We start from the raw sequence: 24931 nt of genomic DNA on the forward strand, positions 1-24931 counted from the left end.
GCTGCTTTACTGAAATCAATTCAATAAAACACCTAAAATTATGAAAAGAAAAATACTATACCTAATCAAGATGGTATCGAAAAACCTGTTTTACGGCTGTATTATCCAGTGCCTATTCATGACCACCTTGTTGGCCAATGACTCCAAAGCACAGGTGAAGCCCATCGACGAGACCTTTCTCCGGATGGCCGATAAAGCCTGGAGTTTAAGCGACGTGTTTAAAAACCTGGAGTCCAAAACCGACTACGTATTCATATTTCCGGACGATTTGCTTGTCGACCGGGATCCGGTCGTGTTGAAAGCCGGAAAGCAATCTGTGAACGATGTGCTCATACAACTGGCCCAGGCTTCCAAGTTGAAGTTCAGGCAGGTCAACAATGCGATCTATGTTGGTGGAAGCAGTTCGTCTGCACAGCAGCGGGAGATATCGATCACCATTGAATTTGTGGAGATTACGGGAAGGATTGTGGACGAGCAGGGCCAGCCGGTTCCCGGAGCCACCGTATTGATCGAAGGGAGCAGTACCGGTACGGTTTCCGACATCGACGGCAATTTTTCGATCGAAGCGGCCGAGGGATCCGTTTTGCTGGTGTCTTTTATCGGCTACGAATCCCAGCGGATAACGGTAAGCAGCCAAACCAACCTAAACATCACCTTACGCGAAGACCAATCCTCGCTGGAAGAAGTGGTGGTCGTGGGGTATGGAACGCAGAAGAAGGTCAATGTAATCGGTTCTGTTTCGCAGATATCTTCCGAAAATATCGAAAACAGACCGGTCCAACAGCTTTCCCAGGCCATAGCGGGTCAGATGCCGGGCGTGACGGTCATCCAACGATCCGGTAGACCGGGGCAGAGTGGAGGAAATATCCGAATTCGAGGGGTAGGCTCCTTTGGGGCCACACCCGATGCATTGATTCTGATCGACGGAATACCAGGCAATATGAATGATATCAATCCGGACGATGTGCAAACCATTTCTGTATTGAAGGATGCCTCATCTGCGGCGATTTACGGTGCCAGAGCGGCCAACGGAGTTATTCTGGTAACGACCAAAAACGGATCCAATAAGAAGATGACGGTAAGCTATAACGGCTATGTCGGCTTCAATCAGCCCACCCAATTGCCGCAATTTGTGGATTCCTGGGATTACGCAGCCATGTATAACATTGCTTCAGGGAGCAATAGCTTTACTGAAGAAGATATCGCCAACTACCGATCTCAGGCCGACCCGGATAATTATCCCAATACACGGTTTCTGGATCACGTATTTGCCGGGGATGGGATACAGACCGGCCATACAATTACATTGAACGGAGGAGATGAAAACAACAAGTATTTTCTTTCCGGAGGACTTTTAAATCAGGAAGGCATTGTTCCAAAAAACAACTACAACCGATACAATTTGCGCCTGAACCTGGAGAATAAATTAGGTGAGGACTTCAAATTAACAACCAGGTTGTTTGGGTCGATAGAAGAACGGAATGAACCCCAAGCCACGGCAAACAAAGGGGGAGAACTAAGTGATCAATTGATTCAGAACGCCATTCGTTATCCCGCTGTATATTTGGGACAGGCGTCAAACGGTGATTTTGGAATTGGCCCGGAAAGTGGTGGAACGCCTGTTTCCTGGTTGCAATCCGATTCCTACCTGACCAATCCCCGAACACGGACCGGAATAAACATGAAATTAGATTGGACTCCCATTAATGGCCTGGTTTTGTCGGCAATCGGCGGATACAATTCCTTTTTATTGGAGCAGCGTTCCTATTTGGCGTCCCAACGATTAAACGACGACGTTTTTCACGGCCAATCCTACTTGAATCAATTTAGCAACAAAGAGATTTTTAAAACAGCCCAATTTATCGGGGAATATTCGAAAAGCATCAATAAAAACAACCTGGATTTCTTGGTGGGGTATACCTTCGAAAATCAGGTAAATACCTACTTCAACGGCTACCGACAGGATTTTCCTAGTAACGACTATACCGTGATCGACATGGGAGGTGCGGATAACCAACGAGTGGGAGGGTTTGACGAGGAATGGGCCATACAATCGCTGATTACCCGGGTCAAATTCAACCACGATGAAAAATATTTGTTTGAAACCACGCTACGTTACGACGGATCGTCCAGGTTTCCCGAAAACAACAAATATGCACTTTTCCCCTCCATGGCAGTCGGTTGGAGGCTTTCGGATGAAGCCATCCTGGAAGATGTGAATTGGTTGTCGGATTTTAAATTAAAGGCTTCATGGGGTATTTTAGGAAACCAAAACATTGGCAATTACCCCTACCAGACGGTGTTGAATTCGGGACGCAATTATCCTTTTGGCGGAAGCATTTCCACCGGGGCCGCCTATTCCGATTACAGGGACGATAACATCCGTTGGGAATCCACCGAAACGTTGGATTTTGGCGCAGAAACGAGTTTCCTGGAGGGGAAGCTATCCTTTAATTTCACCTATTTTAACCGAAATACAACCGATATCCTATTTCAGCCCACCGCAAGTGTCTCGTCCATATTGGGTGTAGGCATTGGAGAGATCAATACCGGCGCAGCCAGAAATAGCGGCTGGGAATTTGACTTTGGTTTCCGGGATCAGGTAAGGGAATTTCAGTATTCCGTATCGGGTAATTTTTCCATTATCAACAACGAAGTAGTTACGCTTGGCCTGGGAAATGTAGCGCAACCAAATGGCCTGGTAGGTAATGGATCCACGTTGTTTTTAGGCTTTCCCATGGAGATGTATTACGGTTACGAATCGGATGGTGTATTTCTAAATGACGAAGACATAACGGCCTGGCCAAATCAAGCAGCCATTACACCAAATCCCCGGCCGGGAGATATCCGGTACAAGGATATCAGTGGGCCAGACGGAGTACCTGACGGACGAGTGGACCCTACCTACGACAGGAATTTTTTGGGTAGCAGGATTCCCAGGTACACCTATGGCCTCAATTTTGGCTCAAAATACAAAGGATTTGACCTTTCCATCTTCCTACAGGGAGTTTCCGGGGTAGAGGGTTTTCTAAACAACTATGCCGGCTGGGCATTTTTCAATCTTGGAAATATTCAGCAATGGCAGATGGACGGCAGGTTCAATCCGGATAGTCCCGAGCGGTACCCCGCGTATCCCCGATTGGAGGTCATCACCAATAGTGGAACGCCGAATACGGTCATTTCTGATTTTTGGGTGATCAATGCATCCTATCTGCGGGTGAAGAACCTTCAGTTGGGATATACCCTTTCTCCTTCTGTCCTCGAACGAATTGGACTGCAGAATTTACGACTGTACCTGAGCGGTGAAAACGTGCTTTCGTTTACTTCGTACGCAGAAGGCTGGGATCCCGAAATCAATACAGGAGGAGCATATTACCCCATTTTGGCAACCTACACGCTAGGGATCAACGCTCGATTTTAGTTCTAATCAAAAAAGAAAATTACCATGAAAAATATAGCGAAGACGTTCATTTCCTTGGTGATGCTAACTTCGGTGGTGTCCTGTGATGAAAAACTAGAGCAATTTCCAACCAATGCATTTGCAAGCGGAACCTTTTGGAACTCGGAATCCAATGCCCTGATCGCACTGACGGGCATGTACCGCGGAAATATCAACTACGGAACGCAGGTTGTCCCCTCGGATTGGTGGACTTATTGCGGGATCGTGTTTTTAGAGTTTGCGACCGATAATGCCTACGACAGACGAGGCGATAATTCTACCTACAACCGGCTGACGGACGGTACCCTGTTACCCAACAATAACGTGGTCAACGGGTATTGGCAAGGCTCTTACCGACGTATCGCGATCACCAATGATTTTTTGGAGAACATTGACAATGTAGCGATGCCCGAAGAAAAACGCGAGCGGATGAAAAGCGAAGCGAGGTTTTTGCGGGCGACGCAGTATTTTTACCTGTCCCAGTTTTGGGGAGATGTTCCCCTGGTTACCTCTACTTTAACACCGGATGAAGCAAACACTGTCCTAAAATCACCGAAATCCGAAATCGTTGATTTCACCATTCGCGAATTGGAAGAGGCCGTGGCGGGATTGCCAAGATTCTCGGATATTCCTTCCTCGGAAATAGGAAGGGCGAGCAAGCAAGCGGCACTCGCCTTTCTAGGTAGGCTATTTCTGGCGGAAAAGCGGTACCAGGAGGCTTCAGCGGTGTACCAGCAAATCATCAATTACGGTGATAACATCATCGATTCCGAATACGGACCGCTGTTCAATACCCAAAACGAAAACAGCAGCGAAAATATTTTTAGCGTTCAGTTTGTACCTGGGCTCGCCCCGAATGCCATGCCCCAACACGCGTATCCCGCAGCTTCCAGTGGATGGCACATCATCAACCCACTGGGAAGCTTGGCAGAGGAATATGGGTTCGATGACGGTACGCCCTTTTCCTACGACGATCCAAAGTTTGTTCAGGAGGACATGGGAGCGAATCGGGACCAGCGGTTTCGGGATACCTTTATCTGGAACGAATCCACCTTTCAGGGGAGGAGGTATGTATGCCATCCAGATTCGACCCAATCCGTGGATCAGCTCACCTACTCCAAACAAGCGACCCGTACCGGATTCGGATTCAGAAAGTACTTTGACGAATCCTTCAATGGCAATCTTCGCAACGATTATGGAGGAAATATTCCCATAATCCGCTACGCCGAAGTTTTACTTAGCTACCTGGAGGCAGAACTCGAAGCAGGTAACGCGATAACTCAGGATTTGCTGGATCAAACCATTAACCGGGTTCGCGGAAGGGAATCGGTAGATTTACCCCCCATCACCGAAACCAACCCGGATCTACTCCGGGATATCCTTCGACGCGAGCGACGGATAGAATTGGCGTTTGAAGGGACGCGCTTATGGGATATTTTCCGATGGGAAATTGGAGATGACGTTTTAAATGGTGATTTTTGGGGAGCCCCGTTTCCCGATTCGGAAAGGTACCCAACCACTTCAATCAAGTTGGACCCGCAATCCAGATGGTATGTCACCTCGAAAAGCTTTCGGCCCGGCGTTGACGATAAATGGCCTATCCCGGAATCTGAAACGAACATTAATCCAAACCTGGCCGATTAATCGCCTATAAAACCGAGCCCCACCCGACTGGCGTTATCCAGGCGGGAATGGGCCGCTTGTAGAAAAATAGAAACAAATGAAACGAAGACACGCAGTAAAAGCAATCGCACTCGGAACGGTTACTCCACATTTGCTCTTGGGCGCATCCGCAGCCGCTAAACCCGGCCCTCAGGCCCTTAGAACGATGGCAGCTTCGCCTTTTGCCAGCACCTGGCAACAATGGCCGGATATGCCCTGGGTGGGCCCGGAGTATTGGGGAAACCGACTGCAGGATTGGGAAATCAGACAGGGGAGAGCCGTGTGTGTGATCGCTGATAAAAATCGTTCCCTGTACAGCCTTACCCATCAATTGGGAACCGAAACCGGGAATTTTACCCTGCAAGTAAGCATGGAATGGCTCAATGCTGCAGCCAAAGGCATCCCCCAAGCCTATGCCGGATTTCGTCTGGCAGCCAAGGGTAAATTTCCCAATTACCGCTCGGCGGCCGTTTTTGGCCAGGGACTGGACGCGGGTATCAACGGTCAGGGCTACCTGTTTGTCGGTGAAAAAACCGGCAGCCAGCCCATCCCGCTTGACGCGGAAGTAACCCTGCGCCTCGATGGAACAGGCAATGAACTGCAACTCAAAGCCCTGCATGCCGGTAACGGTAAATTGCTGGGCATGTTGACCTATACCCAACCCAATGCAAACTGGGAAGGCAACCTGGGCCTGTGTGCCCATTTCCCACTGGAAGGAAACAGCGATCCTTCGGTAGCCTTTTCCGATTGGCAGATTTCCGGCAACGCTATTGTCGGCAGCCCGGAGCAGGTATTCGGCCCCATCTGCTTTGCGCAGTACACGCTGCACCGGGGCACCTTGAAACTGGCCGCTCAGCTGGCCCCTGTAGATCAGGTACCCGGCCTGAAGGTAAGCCTGCAGGTAAAAAAGAACGGTCAATGGACCACAGTGCAACAAAGCAAACCCGATCCCCTCGGCCGGGTTGCACATTTCCGTCAGGAAAACTGGAGCGCCGAAGAAGCCATTCCCTACCGGGTGAAACTGGAACTACCGTTGAAATCAGGCCTGCAATCCTATACCTACGAAGGGACCATTGCCCGGGAACCTTCTTCCGAAGAAAAAGTAAAAATGGCCTTGTTTAGTTGTAATGCCGATTACGGCTTTCCCGATCAGGAGGTGGCTGTAAACGTGGGCAAGCAGCAGCCGGACCTGGCGGTGTTTCTGGGCGATCAGTTTTACGAAAGTACCGGAGGTTTTGGCATCCAAACCGCGCCCCTGGAAAAATCCAGTCTGGATTACCTGCGCAAATGGTACCTATTTGGCTGGTCTTACCGGGAAATTTTCCGCCATATTCCCAGCGCCTTTATACCCGATGACCACGACGTATACCACGGTAATGTCTGGGGTGAAGGCGGAAAATCAGCACCAACCGACGAGGGATGGGGCTACGTGGCACAAGATCAGGGAGGCTACAAAATGCCTCCCGAATGGGTGAACATGGTGCAGTTGACCCAAACCGGGCACCTGCCGGACCCCTACGACCCGCGTCCGGTCAAGCAAGGAATCGGCACCTATTATACCGATTGGCTTTACGGAGGTATTAGCTTTGCTATTCTGGAAGATAGAAAGTTCAAATCTGCACCCAAAAACGTGCTACCCGAAGAGGCCAAGGTACTCAACGGCTTTATTCAAAATCCGGAATTCGATATCAAAGCGCACTACGACGTGGACGCACAGTTACTGGGTGAACGTCAACTGGAATTTCTGGAGCACTGGTCCACGGACTGGACTCAGGGAGCCGAAATGAAAGCGGTTTTGTCGCAAACCAACTTCTGTACGGTGGCCACCTTACCAAAAGGCAGCATCATCGACAGCATCGTGCCCAAATTGCCCATCCCGCCACCCGGGGAATACGTCTCCGGCGATGCCCCTACCACGGACATGGACTCCAACGGCTGGCCCCAAAAAGGTAGAGACGAAGCGCTTCGCATCATACGAAAAGCCTTTGCCCTTCACGTGGCCGGCGACCAACACCTGGCCTCGGTGGTGCACTACGGGGTAGACGAACACGGGGATGCCGGCTATGCCTTTGCCGGACCGGCATTGAACAATCTCTTTCCCAGACGCTGGTGGCCGGAATTGCCCGAAGGGCATGTGCCTTTACCAGGAAAACCAGCCTATACCGGTGATTTTGAAGACGGCTTTGGCAACAAGATGACCGTTCATGCCGTGGCCAATCCTCAAAAGAGGGACCGGGAACCTGCCTTGATCTACGACCGGGCCACGGGATACGGCCTGGTCACCTTTGATAAAGTTCAGAAGGAAATGCACCTGGAATGCTGGCCCCGATACGTTGATCCGGAAGAGAATCCGAATGGACAGTACGCGGGCTGGCCCATGACCATTTCCCAGCAGGACAATTACGCAAGGGCGGCTGTCGGTACCCTACCGGAACTAGACCTAAGTGCCTGTCGACAACCGATTGTTCAGGTTAGGGATGAGGAAAGCGGGGAGTTGGTCTATTCCCTGCGCGTGCGGGAAAAGCACTTCCGTCCCAGGGTCTTTTCCGACGCCAAACACATCGTGCGTGTTTGGGAAGATGGTGCGAACAGGGAACAGGTTTTTTCCGGATTGACACTGGATCGTCTGGAAGAAAACCAGTTGCAGGTCATCCCGCAACCCTTGAAAGCGTAATTGAAATTTACTAGTCACGTCAGAAAAAACGAATGAAACGTACCCCCGCTTACCTGCTGGCTGCCTGTTTTCTGGGTGCAGCCCTTGCCTGTTCTTCCGATGCCCCGATTACGGAGTCCAAACCCAATATAATCTTTATTTTGGCGGACGATCTGGGCTACGGTGACCTGGGATCCTATGGGCAGGAAAAGATCGAAACCCCACACCTGGATGCGCTGGCCGCTTCGGGGATGTTGTTTACGCAGTTTTACTCCGGTTCACCGGTATGCGCGCCGGCCCGGGCCGTGCTGCTTACCGGACAGCACAGCGGCCGGTCACAGGTGAGAGGCAATGACGAGTGGGGCGAGCGGGGAGATGTCTGGGATTACCGGGCCATGCTGGCAGACAGTACCCTGGAAGGGCAGCGTCCCATAGCCGCCGGTACCACCACCCTGGGGACCTTGTTGCAAGGCGCCGGGTATACCACGGCCGTGGTAGGCAAATGGGGATTGGGAGCCCCGCATACAGTAGGTGTCCCCAATCAGCAGGGCTTTGATTACTTCTACGGATACAATTGCCAACGGCAGGCACATACCCTGTATCCGGTACACCTTTGGGAAAACGATCGCCGAGTCTACCTGGACAACGACACCATTCCTCCCAATACCCGGCTGCCCGAGGGCGCAGACCCTTACGATTCGGGAAGTTATTCCGACTATTTCCTGACCGATTACGCTCCCGAACTCATGTTTGATCGGATCCGGGATTTTGTTGCCTGGCAGGAGGACGATCCATTTTTTCTCTATTGGGCCACGCCGATTCCGCACGTACCCTTGCAGGTACCCAGGAAATGGATCGATCATTACGTAGAGAAGTTTGGCGACGAAGAACCGTACCTGGGCGAACGCTCCTATTTCCCCACCCGCTATCCCCGGGCTACCTATGCTGCGATGGTCAGCTATTTGGACGAACAGGTAGGGCAGTTGGTAGCGCAACTCAAAGAGCAGGGCATCTACGAGAATACGTTGATTGTGTTTTCCTCCGATAACGGCCCCACGTTTAACGGAGGTACGGATTCTCCCTGGTTTAATAGTGGTGGCCCGTTTCGGGAAGAACGAGGGTACGGCAAGGGATTTCTATACGAAGGCGGGATACGGGTACCCATGATTGCTTCCTGGCCTGGAACCATTGCCGCGGGCTCCAGTACGGACCATGCCGCGGTGTTTTACGACCTGATGCCTACCCTGGCGGAAATTGCCGGGGTAGAAGACCCCTTCGATTCGGACGGAATCAGCTTTTTACCCGTGATGACAGGCAACAAGCAAGCAGCGCATCCCTTCCTCTACTGGGAATTCCCATCCTATGGGGGGCAGATGGCGGTACGAATGGGTAATTGGAAAGCGCTACGCCTGGAAATTCACGCCGGAGAGTCCGAATGGGCGCTATTTGATCTCGCCGCAGATCCACTTGAAACGAAGGACCTGGCCGCCGAATACCCGGATATTGTCCGGGACATTGAAGCCATTGTGGCGGCCGAGCACGTACCTGCTGCCAATTCCCGGTGGCGCTATCCGGCGTTGGGAGAGTAAAATAAGGTTGTCGGGTAGGTGTAACGGACGATTAACTACGGCTTGCACGTTATTTGTTAAACATGACGAGCGGCCGTATTTTTTGTGCGTGGAATTGGTATTTTGCAAGATACCGTGTAATTTGACTTCGTATTGAATTTACGATGGCCATGCAGGTAAAAAACCGTTTCTACGCTTATTCAGGCATTTTGTTTTCGCTTTTTGTTGGTGCAACGTTGTACGGATGCGGAGATGTGGAAACGCAGGAAGAAATGCCCGATCAGGTGAGCTTTAACTTCCATATTCGTCCCATTTTGTCCGATAATTGTTTTGCCTGTCACGGGCCGGATGCCAATAAACGGGAAGCAGGATTACGGCTGGATACAGAGGAAGGCGCCTACGCGGCCCTGAAGGAAAATCCCGACAAACATGCCATTGTACCTGGGAAGCCTGGAGAATCGATGCTGTTTGCCCGGATCTCTTCCGAAGAGGCATCGGAAATGATGCCGCCACCGGAATCCAATCTAAAACTATCCGATTTCGACAAGCAATTGATACGGAAATGGATTCAGCAGGGAGCGGAATACCAGCCCCATTGGGCCTTCGTTCCTCCGCAAAAACAAGCAGCTCCTGAAAACGGCCATCCGGGCTGGTCGGATCATCCCGTGGACCGGTTTATTTTTGATAAAATGCGCGCCAATGGGCTTCAGCCCAATCCGGAGGCTGACAAAGCCCATCAGTTGAAGCGGTTGAGCCTGGACATTACCGGGCTGCCCCCCAGTCCGGAAGAGGTCCTTAGCTTTGTGGAGGGGCAACGTAGCTGGGAGGAAATGGTGGATTTATACCTGAGCAAGCCGACGTATGGGGAAAAGATGGCCTTGCTTTGGCTAGATATCGCCCGGTACTCCGATTCCTTTGGTTATCAAAACGACAATATCCGTACCCAATGGCCTTACCGGGATTGGGTGATTCATGCCTTTAACGAGAATCTTTCCTACGACACCTTTTTGACCTGGCAGTTGGCGGGTGATTTGCTGCCCAATCCTACCAAGGAACAGTTGCTGGCCACGGCATTTAACCGCAACCATAAAATCACCGAGGAGGAAGGGGTTATCCACGAGGAATACCGGGTGGAATACGTACTGGATAAAACCAATACCTTTAGCAAAGTCACGCTTGGTATAACCATGGAATGTGCCCAATGCCACGATCACAAATACGATCCGGTTTCTCAAAAGGACTATTTCAGCCTGTACGCCTTTTTTAACAACACCCCGGAGAAAGGGTTTGAAGGCGGGGCTGGTTCGCCGGTTCGCGCGAAAACCCCCTTGATTTGGGTAGAAGAAGAGGATACACAGGATATCCTGTCCTTTGTAAATCATCCGGATACGGCCCGGGTGGCGGTTTCCATCATGCAGGACCTCCCGGATTCGATCCGGCCTACCCGTGTATTGGACCGGGGATTGTACGATGCGCCAACCGGTGAGCCGCTCCTGGCAAGTACACCTGCGGTCATCAAGCCTTTTGATGGCGACTTGCCACGCAACCGTTTGGGTTTGGTACAATGGGCGCTGGCACCGGACCACCCACTTACCTCGCGGGTTTTTGTTAATTTGATCTGGCAGGAGCTATTCGGAGCCGGCCTGGTACCCTCAGCGGGTGATTTTGGCATGCAGGGCAAATTGCCAACCCATCCCGAACTGCTGGATTGGCTGGCCGTGGATTTTCGGGAAAATGGCTGGGATATCAAGCAGTTGATCAAACGCATCGTTACCTCTGCTACCTACAGGCAATCCGCCGTGATTGCGCCCGACCACTTGGAAAAGGATCCGGAAAACGTGTACCTGGCCCGGTATCCCCGCAAGCGGCTGCATGCCGAGTTGATTCGCGATTTTGTGCTCGCCAGCAGCGGACTACTGGTACCCGAAATCGGCGGCCCCAGCGTGAAGCCCTACCAGCCGGAAGGGCTTTGGGAAGCGTCCAGTTCCGGAAGGGGCGAGCTAAACATCTACCGGCAGGATAAAGGAAACAAACTCTACCGAAGAGGGATTTATACATTTATAAAACTGACCCTGCCTCCCCCTGCACTGCTGATCTTTGACGGCAGCAACCGGGACATTTGTCAGGTGAGCCGCAACCGTACCAACACCCCCTTGCAAGCCCTGGCCCTTCTGAACGACCCCATGGTATTGGAGGCATCTCGTGTGCTGGCCGAAAACCTGACGCAGAACGGGGATTCCCCGGAAGATGCCATAGAAGAAGCCTTTGTACGTGTCTTGTGCCGCTTTCCCAATCAAGCGGAAAAAGAGGCGCTGCTGGCATTTTTCCAGGAAGAACTGGAACGGTACAGCGATGACCGAGCGGCCGCTACCGAATTGTTGACCGCTGGTGAATACCCCTCACAGGTGCACGAGACTCCAGAGCGGCCAGCAGCACTGATGCAGGTCATCGTGGCCTTGTACAACCTGGAAGAGACCCTTACCAAAACCTAAGCGATGCTGCCGAAGTACCTGCCGGCAGGAAAGCATTCCCTTTTCCCAGGTTTCCTTCAATTAAAAAAAGACCATTTCTTCTCTGTTTTTCCGCTTATTTTTTGCGGTGTGAGACCGGTATTGGCTACTTAATTATCGGATGGGTAACAAAAAATTAATTTTAATTTTATCTACCGTAGTTAGGGAATAATTTGAAAAATTTATACATTTCGCAAGTAAATTTTATAGTAATCCATTTTCCTATCAATCACTTCTTTTAGGTAGGAAAGGTTTGCAGCGAAGCACTGTTGCCAGAAGTGCCCGCGGCCTACCGGGCAGTGGAACCCGAGCCTATTAGCCTTAAACCCGAAATCCGCTTGGTTTGTGCCATTACGGTCTGAAATTGAACGAAAAGCAAGCCTTACCTTTCGTACAGCTTGTGTCCTTCCCCATTTTTCGGCCTTTTTTGCTTGAATTGTTGCTTGATCCGGGTAGCATTTGTTTTTGGAAATTCCTTATTTTTAGAATTTCCAATGGGTACCCGTTCCTTTTTTGTGTGCGGGTGTATACGGCTTGAATCGTCAACTGGATCCGCTGCATTTTGAGGATGTCCGTCCGATTTCCGCTTCAGGGAATGGCCGGTATTTCGGATAGTAACGAATTCTTTTTGGGATCACATGCTTTTCAATCTGCCTTCCATGCTGGTTTTTCCAGTTTGGGGCCCTTTTTGTTCGCCAACGATAGACGGGCAATGGGAAGAAAAACCAACTACCTCCAAAACCAAACCCTCCAATGAACCTGGAAAACAGTACCTAATCTTGACCCAATCCGGGTCCGAGATACGTGTTTTACGTCGGTATTTCTTTTTTCATGGCTTCCCTAATCCAAGAGGGATGCTGGCAAACAAGACGATGGTACCAAAGATCGAGTCCCGGCCCAATCGCCGTTAGTGGCGATTCCCAAAAGTAAATCTGGGTAATTTTCTGTGGCAGTGTCTGGCAATCCCCATCCGTTGGGAAAGCACGGCGCGCTATTGATGATTTTCCCGGATCGTTTTATTTCTTATAAACCCATATCCAATGAAAAATAAATTACGTAAGGCAGCATCTACACTGCTCCAAAGGGCAGGGGTTGCCCTGGCTTTTCCCCTCCTGATCTGCCTATTGCTCATTCAGCCGTTTCAGGCTGCAGCTATTGTCGCTGAAGACCCCGACTTGATTGAAAGCGAGGCCGATGTTACCATCAATGGGACGGTGCTCGACGAAAACGGGGAGGCACTTCCCGGCGCGACCGTTTCGGTACAAGGTACCACCCGCGGTACCGTCACGGATCTGGATGGGAAATTTTCCATCACCGTACCGGAGGAATCTACCCTGGTGGTTTCCTTTATCGGATATCAGGCACAGACGATCAAAGTCAGCAACCAGTCCGAGTTGACCATCCGCTTAAGCCAGGATGCCTCGGCCTTGGAAGAAGTGGTGGTGATCGGTTACGGTACCCAGCGAAAGTCCGACCTAACCGGTTCGGTCGGTTCGGTGGGAGAGACCGAATTAAGCGAGCGTCCTGCCCCTTCGCTCAATCAAGCCTTGGCGGGCAGGGTAGCCGGCGTACAGGTAAATACCAACTCTGGACGTCCAGGAGGAAGAACCAACGTGCGTATTCGTGGCTTCAGTTCCATTAATTCATCCAATAACCCGCTTTACGTGGTGGATGGGGTAATGCTGCCCATGGGCACGATGACCCAAGCCAGTAATCCAATCGATTACATTAACCCCAATGATATCGTGTCTGTAGAAGTATTAAAAGATGCTTCGTCTACGGCAATCTACGGATCCAGAGGCGCAAATGGGGTAATTTTGGTGACCACCAAGAAAGGAAAATCCGGCGACGGTACCCTTACCTATAACGTGGACATGAGTGTGAATACCATTGGGCCCAACAGGCCGGAGGTACTCAATGCAGAAGAATACTTGGCTGTGGAAGACCTTGCCTGGAGAAACATGGAAAAATACGATCCGGTCGGATGGAATGCAGGCCGATGGGCGTATCTGAATCCTGCCCTCAGGCGTACAGACCCCCGGGTATTTGACAGTCAGGGAAACCCCCTGCACGATACGAATTGGCTGGAGGAAACGACACAGAATAAAATTTCGCAAAATCATCAGTTAGGTTTTACCGGAGGTAACGAACGAACGACCTACTCCTTATCCTTGGGTTACCGGGATGATCAGGGCTTGTTGAAGACATCGTACCTTACCCGCTATTCCACCCGATTTACCATTGAAGATAAGGTAAAATCCTGGTTGACCATTGGCGGAACGCTTAGTTATAACTCCCAGGAAGAAAATCTGGTGGATGTTAGTGATGCGGTTCCCCGCCAAATTGTGGAAGATTTCCCCTTCTTGCCTGTTCGATACGAGGATGGGGTTTTTGCCAACAACCGGGATTATCCCTTTGCCGAAGGTACCATGAGCTCCATGCACCGGCTCTATGGACGAAGGTATGTGCTCAATACCCAGACGACCCTTGGTAGCGCCTATACAAACATCAAGTTTGCCGAGGGACTGGAAATGCGAACGGTTTTGGGTGTGAATATCATGACCCAGGAAAACAACCAATCCAGCACCCGAACGCTCGCCATTGCACAGAACGGAACCGCCTCCAAAAGCATGATGCGGGATAATTTTTGGTCCTTGGAAAATTACCTGACCTATAACAAAGTCTTCGCTGACAGGCACGCGTTTACCGGCTTATTGGGAATATCCTGGCAGGAAAATACGTTTACCTCCATGAGTGCCAGCATTCAGAATTTTGCTACCGATTTTTTCACGTTTAATAACCTGGGAGCAGGCTCCCAGTTACCTCGTGTAGGATCCGGCGCCAATAGCCATTCACTGAACTCCTATTTTGCCCGGGTCAATTACATCCTGGATGACAAATACCTCTTTACGGCTACCGGAAGAGCGGATGGTGCTTCTAAATTCGGTGAGAACAACAAGTACGCCTTTTTCCCTTCCACCGCGGTGGCGTGGAGATTATCTGAAGAAGGCTTCCTGAAGGGGAACAGCACCATTTCCAACTTGAAGCTGCGAGCGAGCTATGGATTAACGGGTAATTCAGAAATACCTCCCTACTCTTCTCTTGCCTTGCTAAGTTCGAATTATTCGGCGATCTATAACGAATCTCAGGTTGGAGGTACAGGCATCAACCGACTTGCCAATCCCGATTTGAGGTGGGAAAAAACGGCACAAAGTGATATTGGATTGGAACTGGGCTTGTTCCAGAATAGAGTTACGGTGGAGATGGATTATTACTACCGAAAGACCACCGACATGCTTCTTGATGCTCCGGTTCCAAGAACTAGCGGATATGCGACGATACGAAGCAACGTGGGTTCTATGGAGAATAAGGGTATTGAATTTACGCTTAATACGGTCAATGTCGAGAAAGCTGACTTTACCTGGAATACTTCCTTCAATCTTTCTGCGAATAGAAACAAGGTGTTATCACTGGCTACCCCGGCAGATATTTTTGGCGTGGGCGGACCTAACTTTACCAATGCCACAAATATTATCCGAGTGGGAGAACCTGTGGGTTCATTTTGGGGATTGGTACGCTTGGGAATTTGGAGCGAAGAAGAGCGAAGTGAGGCTGCAGAATACGTAAGTTATAGAAACGGTTTGACAATCCTTCCGGGTGACGTCAAGTACCTGGATGTGAATGGCGACAAAGCCATCAACGATTCCGACCGGATGATTATTGGAAACGGTAACCCCAACATGTGGGGAGCCTTGAACAACAACTTGCGGTTCAGAAATTGGGACCTGACGCTTGAATTACAATACATGTACGGCAATGACCTGCTGGATATGAACCTGCACCCCAGCGAAGATCGACAGGCACTGGCAAACAGCTACCGCACCGTGTTGAATGCCTGGACACCTACCAACCAAAATACCATGGTGGCTGAGATCCGGGATACCCGTGCGGGTTACGTAACGAACGTAGATTCCCGTTGGGTAAAAGATGCTTCTTTCTTAAGGGGTAGAAACGTGCTAATCGGATACACGTTCCCTACAGAAGTTGCTAACCGCATTAAGTTAAGCAGGTTACGGGTGTACAGCACGGTTCAAAATTTCTTCCTGCTCACGGGTAGTGAAATTATCGGTGATCCGGAAGTGGCACCCATACGGGGAGGTAATAACAACAATGTCTTTTCTCAAGGCATGAACTGGCATGCCTATCCCAAGCCTACTACGTACATGCTTGGCCTACAGGTAACCCTTTAATTGATCTGGAATAACCTAAATGAAAAAAACAATGAAATTGACTATAAAAAAATGGTCCCATTCCTATCTTTCTCTAGGACTGGCACTGCTTATTTTTACGACAGGATGTGAGGAATTTCTCAGCGAAGAGGACCCCTCAAACCTAACGCCGGAGTCCTTTTACACGATTCCGGATCATGCGGAAGCGGCACTTGCTGCGGTATATGCAGACATGCGTTTCTATGGTGGTGGTTCGGGAATTTTCTCTTCCACCTGGCAGCTTCTGGAAGCTACTACCGGGACTTCCACGACAGAAACTGCCCAAAATTCAGATTTGAATAACCTGTACGGGTTGATTTATGACGGAAGAACCGGGCACATCATCAACTGGTGGAACGGCCTTTACAAGGTGATTGCACAGGCGAACCTGGTATTGGATCGGGTTCCGGCCATCACGCCCATGGACGAGGCCCAGAAGGCCAAGATTTTGGGTGAAGCCCGTTTTATTAGAGCTTGGGCGTATTTCTATGCGGTACGGCTTTGGGGAAATGTTCCCTTGATTAAAGTTCCCCAAACGGCAAGTGCAGAGGATTTTAGACCCTCACCAGCTCCCCAGGAACAAGTTTATGAATTGATTTTAGAAGATTTGTTAGCCGCCGAAAGTGCGGGCTTGCCCTGGATGGATCCCAGTGGTCGTGTTTCTGCGGCAGCCGTTAAGGCCCAATTGGCCAAAGTGTACCTGACCATGGCGGGTTTTCCGTTAAGCAAGGGTGCGTCCCATTACCAGCTAGCAGCAGCTAAATCCAAAGAGGTGATCGATTATGCCAATGCGAATCCAGGTTCAATCAACTTATTCCCGACGTATGGTGACCTGCACGATGAGACCAACGGCAACCGGCTGGAACACTTGTTTATGCTCCAATACAATGTGATCGTAGCAGGCAATCCCATGAACAACATGTTTCCGAACTTTAAGCCTGTAACGTTCCAAGGTCCTTCTGGCACTGGAAGCACCGTCCCTACAATTGAATTCTATAATTCGTATGAAGAGGGTGACAAGAGAGCGGTAAATCAGGAAGGCTTCTTCTATACCACCTATTATACAAACGGAAGCGGCGAGGAATTTGATTTAGGAGCTCCTTATATATTCAAACATTTCAACCGAGCTGCATTGGGAACAGCCGGCGTGCCCGGTAATCGTGCGAATAACCTCAACGTACCGTTGATCCGGTTTGCAGAAGTACTGCTGATGTATGCAGAGGCACAAAATGAAGTGGGTGGCCCCGATGCATTGGCGCATGAAAGCTTGAAGCGGATCCGAGACAGGGCAGAACTTACGACACCTTCCTTGGGTGAATTTACCGCTGCTTCTTTCAGAGAGGCTGTTTGGAAGGAAAGGTGGCACGAGCTCTGCTACGAGCAGATTACCTGGTTTGATATGCTGCGCTTGCGCAAAGCGTACAATGAGTTGACAGACGGTTTCGACGATTTCGTCGGCCATGTCAACCTGAGCTCCAACCAGGCTTTGCAAAGCATGCATTTATTGATGCCCTACCCTCTGCCTGAAATGCAGAACAATCCCAATTTACAACCCCAAAACCCGGGATTCCCCTAATAACGGCCCCGTTGTTTTTAACTAGTAAAAGCTTCCCGATAAACTACGGTTTTTCGGGAAGTTTACATTATATTCCATAATAAACCCGAAATCCCGTTTACCATGAATAAATTAACAAAAATCAACCGAAGGAAATTTTTAAACCGCTCAGCGCTATTGGCATTAACGCCTCCATTGCTTGCGCACTACCCTAATTTTTTTACGAGAAAGAAAAAACTCCGGCATGTTTGTGTAGGAGTAGGGGGCATGGGCTGGCACGATCTGAATCGCTTCAAATCCCATCCGGAAGTGGAAATCGTCGCCATTTGTGACGTGGACGAAAACCATTTGGCCAGGGCATCGGAGGCCTTGCCGCAGGCAAAAACCTATACCGATTGGCGAACCTTATTTGCGAATGAAATGGTGAATTTCGATTCCATAAACGTCAGCGTGCCGGACCACAACCATTTTCCGATCAGTTACCGCGCCATACAGGCAGGCAAGCACGTGTATTGCCAGAAGCCCATGTGCCACGACGTGGCCGAAATCCGAAAACTCACCGAAGCCGCCAAAAAAGCAGGCATTGTCAGTCAGCTGGGTACCCAACACGCCTCCGGTAAGGGAGACCGCACCGCTGTGCAATGGATCAAGGAAGGGCATATTGGAAAAATAAAGCAGGTGTACCTTTGCTCCAACCGGCCCGGCGCCACGGAGGCCTACCGGTTTGAAGGACCCCGCCCGGCGAACGGTGAAAATCCCCCGGCCCACGTGCATTGGGAGCAATTTATAGGAACAGCCCCCATGCGTCCCTATGCACCCAAAATTTACCATCCTTCCAAATGGAGGGCCTGGCAGGATTTTGGAACCGGTTGGTCGGGGGATATCGGCTGCCACATTCTGGATGCTGTCTGGAAAGGAATGGGATTGACTGCTCCCCTTTCGGTGACTGCGCGGGTGCAGGAATCCTGGGAGCAATCCCCCGCCCGGAGAGCGGATACCTGGCCACAGAGCAATCACATTACCTGGGTGTTTCCCGGCAACGACATGACCGCATCCGATACATTGACGGTAGAATGGTTTGACGGGGAGTTTTATCCCCCCGAAGCCGTTCGGGCGTTGTATTCACTGGAAGACTATCCGGCGGAATCGGCCATGCTGATTGGTACCGAGGGCGCCCTCTTGATTCCCCATACCAAAATGCCCGTGTTATTGCCGGAGAACAAGTTTCAAGCGGTAGGCAGCCCGGATCTCGAAGAACGCGACCATTACCATCATTTTGCAGATGCCTGCCTGGGCAAGGTGAAGACCGAAAGCGATTTCGCCGTTTCCGGCCCCATGTCCGAAACGGTGATTTTGGGTACCGTGGCGATTCGCATGCCCAATACCCTGCTTACCTGGGATGCCCGCCGAATGAAAATCAGCCAACCCGCAGAAGCCAATCGGTACCTTTCCAGAACGTACCGAAAAGGCTGGAAGGTGTGATATAATTCGGTCAAAAAATTTCCTAAATTTTTATCGAAGAACAGTCAGGGCCGGTTTTACCAAGACATCCGGTCCTGGCTTTTTCTTTTCCCGGCAACTCTGCAAGAGGTTTTCGACGCCTACAGGATCGAAAATGTGCCCTATTCGCATAAAAACAGGTTGTACAACGGCAATTTGAAAAATTATTCAGTAATTTAGGAATCGTGCTCAAATGACCTGTCCCGGCCCCCTATGCGTTATAAAATATTCTTCCTGGTACTGCCGTTTCTTTACTCCATTCATTTGGCAGGACAATCCATACCCTCCGAAAAACCGAATATTCTTATTATTTTAACCGATGATCAGGGGTATCACGACGTGTCCTACTACGGAACGAAGGACATCCGAACGCCCCATATCGATGCGCTCCGTGCAGACGGTATGCGGCTGGATAATTTCTACACCAACTCCCCGGTATGTGCCCCTACCCGGGCTTCCCTGATGTCGGGCCGCTATCCCGATCGGGTGGGAGTGCCTGGGCTGATTCGCTCGATTCCGGATAATACCTGGGGATACCTGGACCCCAAAGCCAAACTTCTCCCGGCGCTGCTACGGGAAAAAGGCTACCATACCGCCCATGTGGGCAAATGGAACCTGGGCCTGGAAACACCCAACCTGCCCAATGAACGGGGATTTGATTATTTTCATGGCTGGTTGGAAGACATGATGGACGACTACTGGACGCACCGCCGGCACGGGAGAAATTACCTGCGGCTCAACAAATCCAGCATCGAGGCGGAAGGCCACGCCACCGACCTGTTTACCCAATGGTCCGTCGATTACATTCAGTCAAGGAAGGATGCCGAATCACCTTTTTTTCTATACCTGGCCTACAATGCCCCCCATTTTCCGGTACAGCCCCCCGAAGAATGGCTGGAAAAGGTAAAACGCAGGGAACCCGGCCTATCCGATACCCGGGCCGAACTGCTGGCCTTTATCGAACACATGGACGAGGGAATCGGGCAAGTGGTGCAGGCGCTTAAGGAAACCGGACAGTACGAAAACACGCTCATCATCTTCACCAGCGATAACGGCGGGCATTTGCCAAGTCAGGCAAACAATGGGCCTTTGCGGGACGGAAAACAAAGCATGTACGAAGGGGGATTAAAGGTGCCGGCGCTTATTTCCTGGCCGGGGCATATCCAGGCAGGGTCGGTATCCGCGCAGGTAAACCTGACCATGGATGTATTGCCCACACTGGCCGAACTGGTGGAGGCAAGCCTACCCGAATCGATAGACGGGCGTAGTTTTTTGCCAATGCTGCTGGGCAAACAGATGCCTGCCAGCGATCGTCCGTTGTATTTTGTCCGAAGGGAAGGAGGAACCCGCTACGGTGGGAAAGCCTACCATGCCCTGCGGCTGGGGGACTGGAAACTGTTGCAGAATAGCCCGTATCAGCCGATGGAATTGTACCACCTGAAAGAAGATCCGCTGGAACAAACGAATCGCATCGAAGAAGAGCCGGAAGGCTACCAGGAATTGCACCGATTGCTACGGCTCCAGATTCAGGAAAGTGGAAAAGTCCCCTGGCAGCGCCCGGATTGATAGGATAGCAGCTAAAACCCAAAAAACACATATACCATGAAGTCAATTTTAGTAAATGTACTACCCCTTGCGCTAATCCTTTTTTACGGCATCGTGCCCTCAATGGCAACTTCCGACCGGCTAAAAAACGATCCGCCCAATATCATCGTTATCTTTGCCGACGACCTGGGCTACGGGGATTTGGGGGTTTTTGGACACCCGACCATCCACACCCCTAACCTGGACCGCATGGCTTTTGAAGGGCAAAAGTGGACCAACTTTTACGTGGCGGCCCCCGTCTGTACGCCCAGCAGGGCCGGGTTGCTTACCGGCAGATTGCCCATTCGCTCCGGCATGGCCAGCGATCGGCGGCGGGTGTTGTTCCCGGATTCGAAAGGAGGCTTGCCCCAATCGGAAATTACCATTGCCCGGGCTCTAAAGGGTACCGGCTACCGTACCGCAGCTATCGGAAAATGGCACTTGGGGCATTCATTTCCTCATTTGCCCACGGATCATGGTTTTGACAGCTATTTTGGCATCCCCTATTCCAACGATATGGACAAGGTAGAGAAAACGGATCACTTTACCTTGGCCGATCAGGAACGCTACCAGGCATACAATGTTCCCTTATTGCGAGACAAGGAAATAATCGAACGTCCAACGGACCAGCGAACCATCACCCGCCGATATACCGAAGAGGCGGTGAATAAAATCAATGAATTCGGAGAGGATCCGTTCTTTATCTACCTGGCGCATAACCTGCCCCATATTCCGCTGTTCCGCTCGGCGGAGTTCCGGGAGCAATCCCTGGCTGGCATTTACGGAGACGTGATCGAGGAAATCGATTGGTCGGTGGGACAAATTTTGGAGGCCTTGAAAGAAGCGGGCGTGGCCGAGAATACCCTGGTGGTCTTTACCTCTGATAACGGCCCCTGGCACACCTTCCGAACCCATGGGGGTACGGCCGGGCTGCTGAGAGGAGCAAAAGGAGGCACCTTTGAAGGGGGGATGCGGGAGCCCACGGTTTTCTGGTGGCCGGCAGGCATCAAACCGGGTGTCGTACGGGACATGGCCACTACGATGGATTTGCTGCCTACCTTCTGTGCCTTGTCCGGCACCGAATTGCCGGATGACCGGGTGTACGATGGCTACGACCTCAGTCCGTTGCTTCGGGGTACGGGTAAAAGCGGTCGGGAGACGGTGTTTTATTACCGGGGTCAGCAGGTTTATGCGGTTCGTAAGGGGGATTACAAGGCACATTTTATCACCCAACTGGAATACGGAAATCCTACGGCACATCCGGTAACCCGCCCGGAAGTGACTGTGGAAAATACGCCCACGGTATTGGATACACCGCTGCTGTACAATGTCAACGTAGACCCCGGTGAGCGCTTCAATATAGCCGATGCACATCCCGAGATCATCGCTGAAATCAGAGCGGTCATGGAAGCACACAAGGCGGGTGTCGTACCGGTAGAAAATCAACTGGAAAAATAGCCCACAATCTGCAGAAAACGGGAAAATGCGTCGATCATCCATAAAAAAAGATACGTACATGAAGGGGAAAACGATTTACTTCCGATTGCTGGCGGCATTCGCATTGGTGCTAGCTGACGAAAATAAGGGGCTGGCATTTCAAGCGCCCGAGCGCCCAAACGTGATTCTGATTATCACCGATGACCAAGGTTACGGGGATCTGGGTATTCACGGCAATCCCCATGTTCAAACGCCCGTTTTGGACCAGCTAGGTAGGGAAAGTGTGCGCTTGACCAACTTTTACGTGTCACCGGTTTGCGCGCCTACGCGCTCCAGTCTGATGACAGGCCGGTATTCCCTGCGTACCGGTGTGCGGGATACCTATAACGGCGGAGCCACCATGGCTACCGAAGAAGTAACCCTTGCCGAGACGCTGCAGTCGGCTGGCTACCGAACGGGTATTTTTGGAAAATGGCATTTGGGTGACAATTACCCCTTCCGTCCCGGCGACCAGGGTTTTGAGGAATCCCTGATTCACCTTTCCGGTGGCATGGGGCAGCCGGGAGATTTTACCACGTATTTTCAAGGAGACCGTAGTTATTTCGATCCTGTTCTTTGGTACAACGGGGAGCAAAAGGCCTTTCAGGGCTATTGTTCGGATATTTTCACCACGGAGGCCTTGACCTTTATCGAAAAAAAGGCAGCGGAGCCGTTTTTCCTCTACCTTTCATTCAATGCTCCCCACACCCCCCTGCAGGTTCCGGACAAGTATTATGAACGGTACAAGGACCTGGATCCCTCGGCCGGATTTGACGAAGACGGCCGTCCTTTTCCGGAAATGAGCGAACGGGACAAAGAAGCTGCCCGAAAAGTCTATGCCATGGTATCCAATATCGACGATAACGTGGGAAGGGTACTGAATAAGTTGGAAGAACTGGATATTGCGGAGAATACGGTTGTGATCTTTATGACCGACAACGGTCCCCAGCAGGCCCGCTACGTGGGGGGGATGCGTGGTAGAAAAGGAAGTGTATTCCGGGGAGGGGTACGCGTACCGTTTTTTCTCCGGTTACCGGATCGACTGGAAGGCAATAGGGACATTTCCACCAGCCTGGCCCATATCGACGTGCTGCCCACGCTCGCTGACCTATGCGGGGCGTCCCTTCCGACAGACCGGAAAATTGACGGCAAAAGCTTCGTTCCCTTGCTGCAGGGAAGGGATGTGGTCGGCTTTGACGAAAGGTCCTTGTTCTTTTACTGGACCCGGAGGTACCCCGAATTGTACACCAATGTGGCCCTGCAAAAGGGAAAGTATAAGTTGGTCGGGAATACCGATTTTGATGCGGAGGTGGGGGAGTTTGACCTGTTTGATCTGAAGGAAGATCCCTACGAATTAAACTCGATCGTGGAAGCGAATAAACCGGTTGCGCGAGCACTGAAATCCGAAATGGATGCGATGATAGCCGATTTGACGCAATCTCCCCACCTCAACCAGGCCCAGCGGGTAATCATCGGCAGCGAGCAGGAAAACCCGGTTTACCTCAACCGCAACGATGCCGGTGGGGAGCGCGGCATTTGGACCCAGGAAGAGGTATTTGGCATGTGGAAGGTCAAGACCCTGGAGGGGAGGTATAACATTCGCTTCAAATTTATCAAACCCCTGGAAACCAAGGGAAAAATGGTGCTGGAAACCAATTCGGTAATTATTCAGGAGCAAATCGAAGCAGTACCTACCGACGAAATTACGTTGGAGAACGTCTTTTTGCCCGAAATGGAAGTAGACCTGATTCCCCACTATGTGACGGAAGGAAGAAGTATTTTTCCGCTATGGATGGAGTTGGAAAAGATGACTGATCCATGAAATCTGGCACGAGAGTGGTATTTTTATTGGGGGAAGTATTCACTCAGTAAAAGCAGGCCTGTAGGGCCTGAACAACACTAACCGTGGGTGCAGCCCACGGAAAAAGCAAATAAAAAAGTACCTCCAAGCCAGGATGGGGTTGAACCTTACGTTGATGTTTTTTTACGATCAAATATTCTTGCTGCTACACCGGCATTTCGAAGCTGATGGCATAGGAGAGCTTATCTCCGGATAGGACAGTTGGTTTGCGGTACCTTGTTCAACCCACTCCGGGGTTGGGGGCAGGATAGACCGGCTCGTGATCCCCGGGTTTCGCCCGGGGTTATTGGTATTGAAGCCTTTCAGGCTTCGGAGTTGAGTACGGCTTGTTTCTTGAGAAGTAATTTGGTACGTCATTAACATATTGTTGGACCAAATGAACAGTAATTTTAGTAGGTATCAAATAAGACTGTTGATGCTTTTCTCAGTAAAAGCAGGCCTGAAGGGCCTGAACAATACTAACCATGGGTGCCGCCCACGGAAAAGGAAACAAAGAAGTACCTCCAACCCCGGATGGGGTTGAACCTTACGTTGATGTCTTTTTACGATCAAATATTCTTGCTGCTACACCGGCATTTCGAAGCTGATGGCATAGGAGAGCTTATCTCTGGATAGGACAGTTGGTTTGCGGTACCTTATTCAACCCACTCTGGGGTTGGAGGCAGGATAGACCGGCTCATGATTCCCGGGTTTCGCCCGGGGTTATTGGTATTGAAGCCCTTCAGGCTTCGGAGTTGAGTACGGCTTGTTTCTTGGGAAGTAATTTGGTACGTCATTAACATATGGTTGGACCAAATGAACAGTAATTTTAGTAGGTATCAAATAAGACTGTTGATGCTTTTCTCAGTAAAAGCA

11 protein-coding genes are annotated in these 24931 nt (G+C 50.8%); all 11 read left to right on the top strand.

The window, feature by feature from the left end; translation table 11 throughout:
• The first annotated feature begins 40 nt into the window (after positions 1-40).
• The 11 genes from GCU44_RS11795 to GCU44_RS11845 all read left to right on the top strand — a co-directional run bounded on the left by GCU44_RS11795 (position 41) and on the right by GCU44_RS11845 (position 24037).
• The gene (locus tag GCU44_RS11795; RefSeq protein ID WP_241684924.1) at positions 41-3421 is read left to right on the top strand and encodes a SusC/RagA family TonB-linked outer membrane protein; all 3381 of its coding nucleotides are present in this window, start codon (positions 41-43) and stop codon (positions 3419-3421) included.
• A gap of 24 nt (positions 3422-3445) precedes the next feature.
• Positions 3446-5083, top strand: a complete 1638-nt coding sequence (locus GCU44_RS11800) for a RagB/SusD family nutrient uptake outer membrane protein (protein WP_154856576.1) — start codon at positions 3446-3448, stop codon at positions 5081-5083.
• Between the two features lie 76 nt (positions 5084-5159).
• Positions 5160-7775, top strand: a complete 2616-nt coding sequence (locus tag GCU44_RS11805; protein WP_154856577.1) for an alkaline phosphatase D family protein — start codon at positions 5160-5162, stop codon at positions 7773-7775.
• Positions 7776-7807: 32 nt separating this feature from the next.
• Positions 7808-9343 (top strand): arylsulfatase, encoded by a 1536-nt coding sequence (locus GCU44_RS11810; protein WP_154856578.1) that lies wholly within the window; start codon positions 7808-7810, stop codon positions 9341-9343.
• Positions 9344-9492: 149 nt separating this feature from the next.
• A complete protein-coding gene (locus GCU44_RS11815) occupies positions 9493-11814 on the top strand; it encodes a PSD1 and planctomycete cytochrome C domain-containing protein (protein ID WP_154856579.1) in 2322 nt (773 codons plus the stop codon).
• 1058 nt (positions 11815-12872) lie between these two features.
• Positions 12873-16082 carry a SusC/RagA family TonB-linked outer membrane protein gene (locus GCU44_RS11820; protein ID WP_154856580.1) on the top strand — a complete coding sequence of 1070 codons (3210 nt, stop codon included), beginning with the start codon at positions 12873-12875 and terminating at the stop codon, positions 16080-16082.
• A 31-nt stretch (positions 16083-16113) separates the two neighbouring features.
• Positions 16114-17676, top strand: coding sequence for a RagB/SusD family nutrient uptake outer membrane protein (locus tag GCU44_RS11825; protein WP_154856581.1), 1563 nt, complete (start codon positions 16114-16116; stop codon positions 17674-17676).
• 102 nt (positions 17677-17778) lie between these two features.
• Positions 17779-19137: a Gfo/Idh/MocA family protein gene (locus GCU44_RS11830; RefSeq protein WP_154856582.1), complete on the top strand. Its 1359-nt coding sequence runs from the start codon at positions 17779-17781 to the stop codon at positions 19135-19137.
• Positions 19138-19368: 231 nt separating this feature from the next.
• Positions 19369-20721 (top strand): sulfatase family protein, encoded by a 1353-nt coding sequence (locus GCU44_RS11835; protein ID WP_154856583.1) that lies wholly within the window; start codon positions 19369-19371, stop codon positions 20719-20721.
• 36 nt (positions 20722-20757) lie between these two features.
• On the top strand, positions 20758-22197 hold the full coding sequence (locus tag GCU44_RS11840) for a sulfatase family protein (RefSeq protein ID WP_154856584.1): 1440 nt from the start codon (positions 20758-20760) through the stop codon (positions 22195-22197).
• A 25-nt stretch (positions 22198-22222) separates the two neighbouring features.
• Positions 22223-24037: an arylsulfatase gene (locus GCU44_RS11845; RefSeq protein WP_241684925.1), complete on the top strand. Its 1815-nt coding sequence runs from the start codon at positions 22223-22225 to the stop codon at positions 24035-24037.
• The last annotated feature ends 894 nt before the right edge of the window (positions 24038-24931 follow it).

This window comes from Cyclobacterium xiamenense, assembly GCF_009467825.1.
GTDB classification, from domain to species: Bacteria; Bacteroidota; Bacteroidia; order Cytophagales; family Cyclobacteriaceae; genus Cyclobacterium; species Cyclobacterium xiamenense.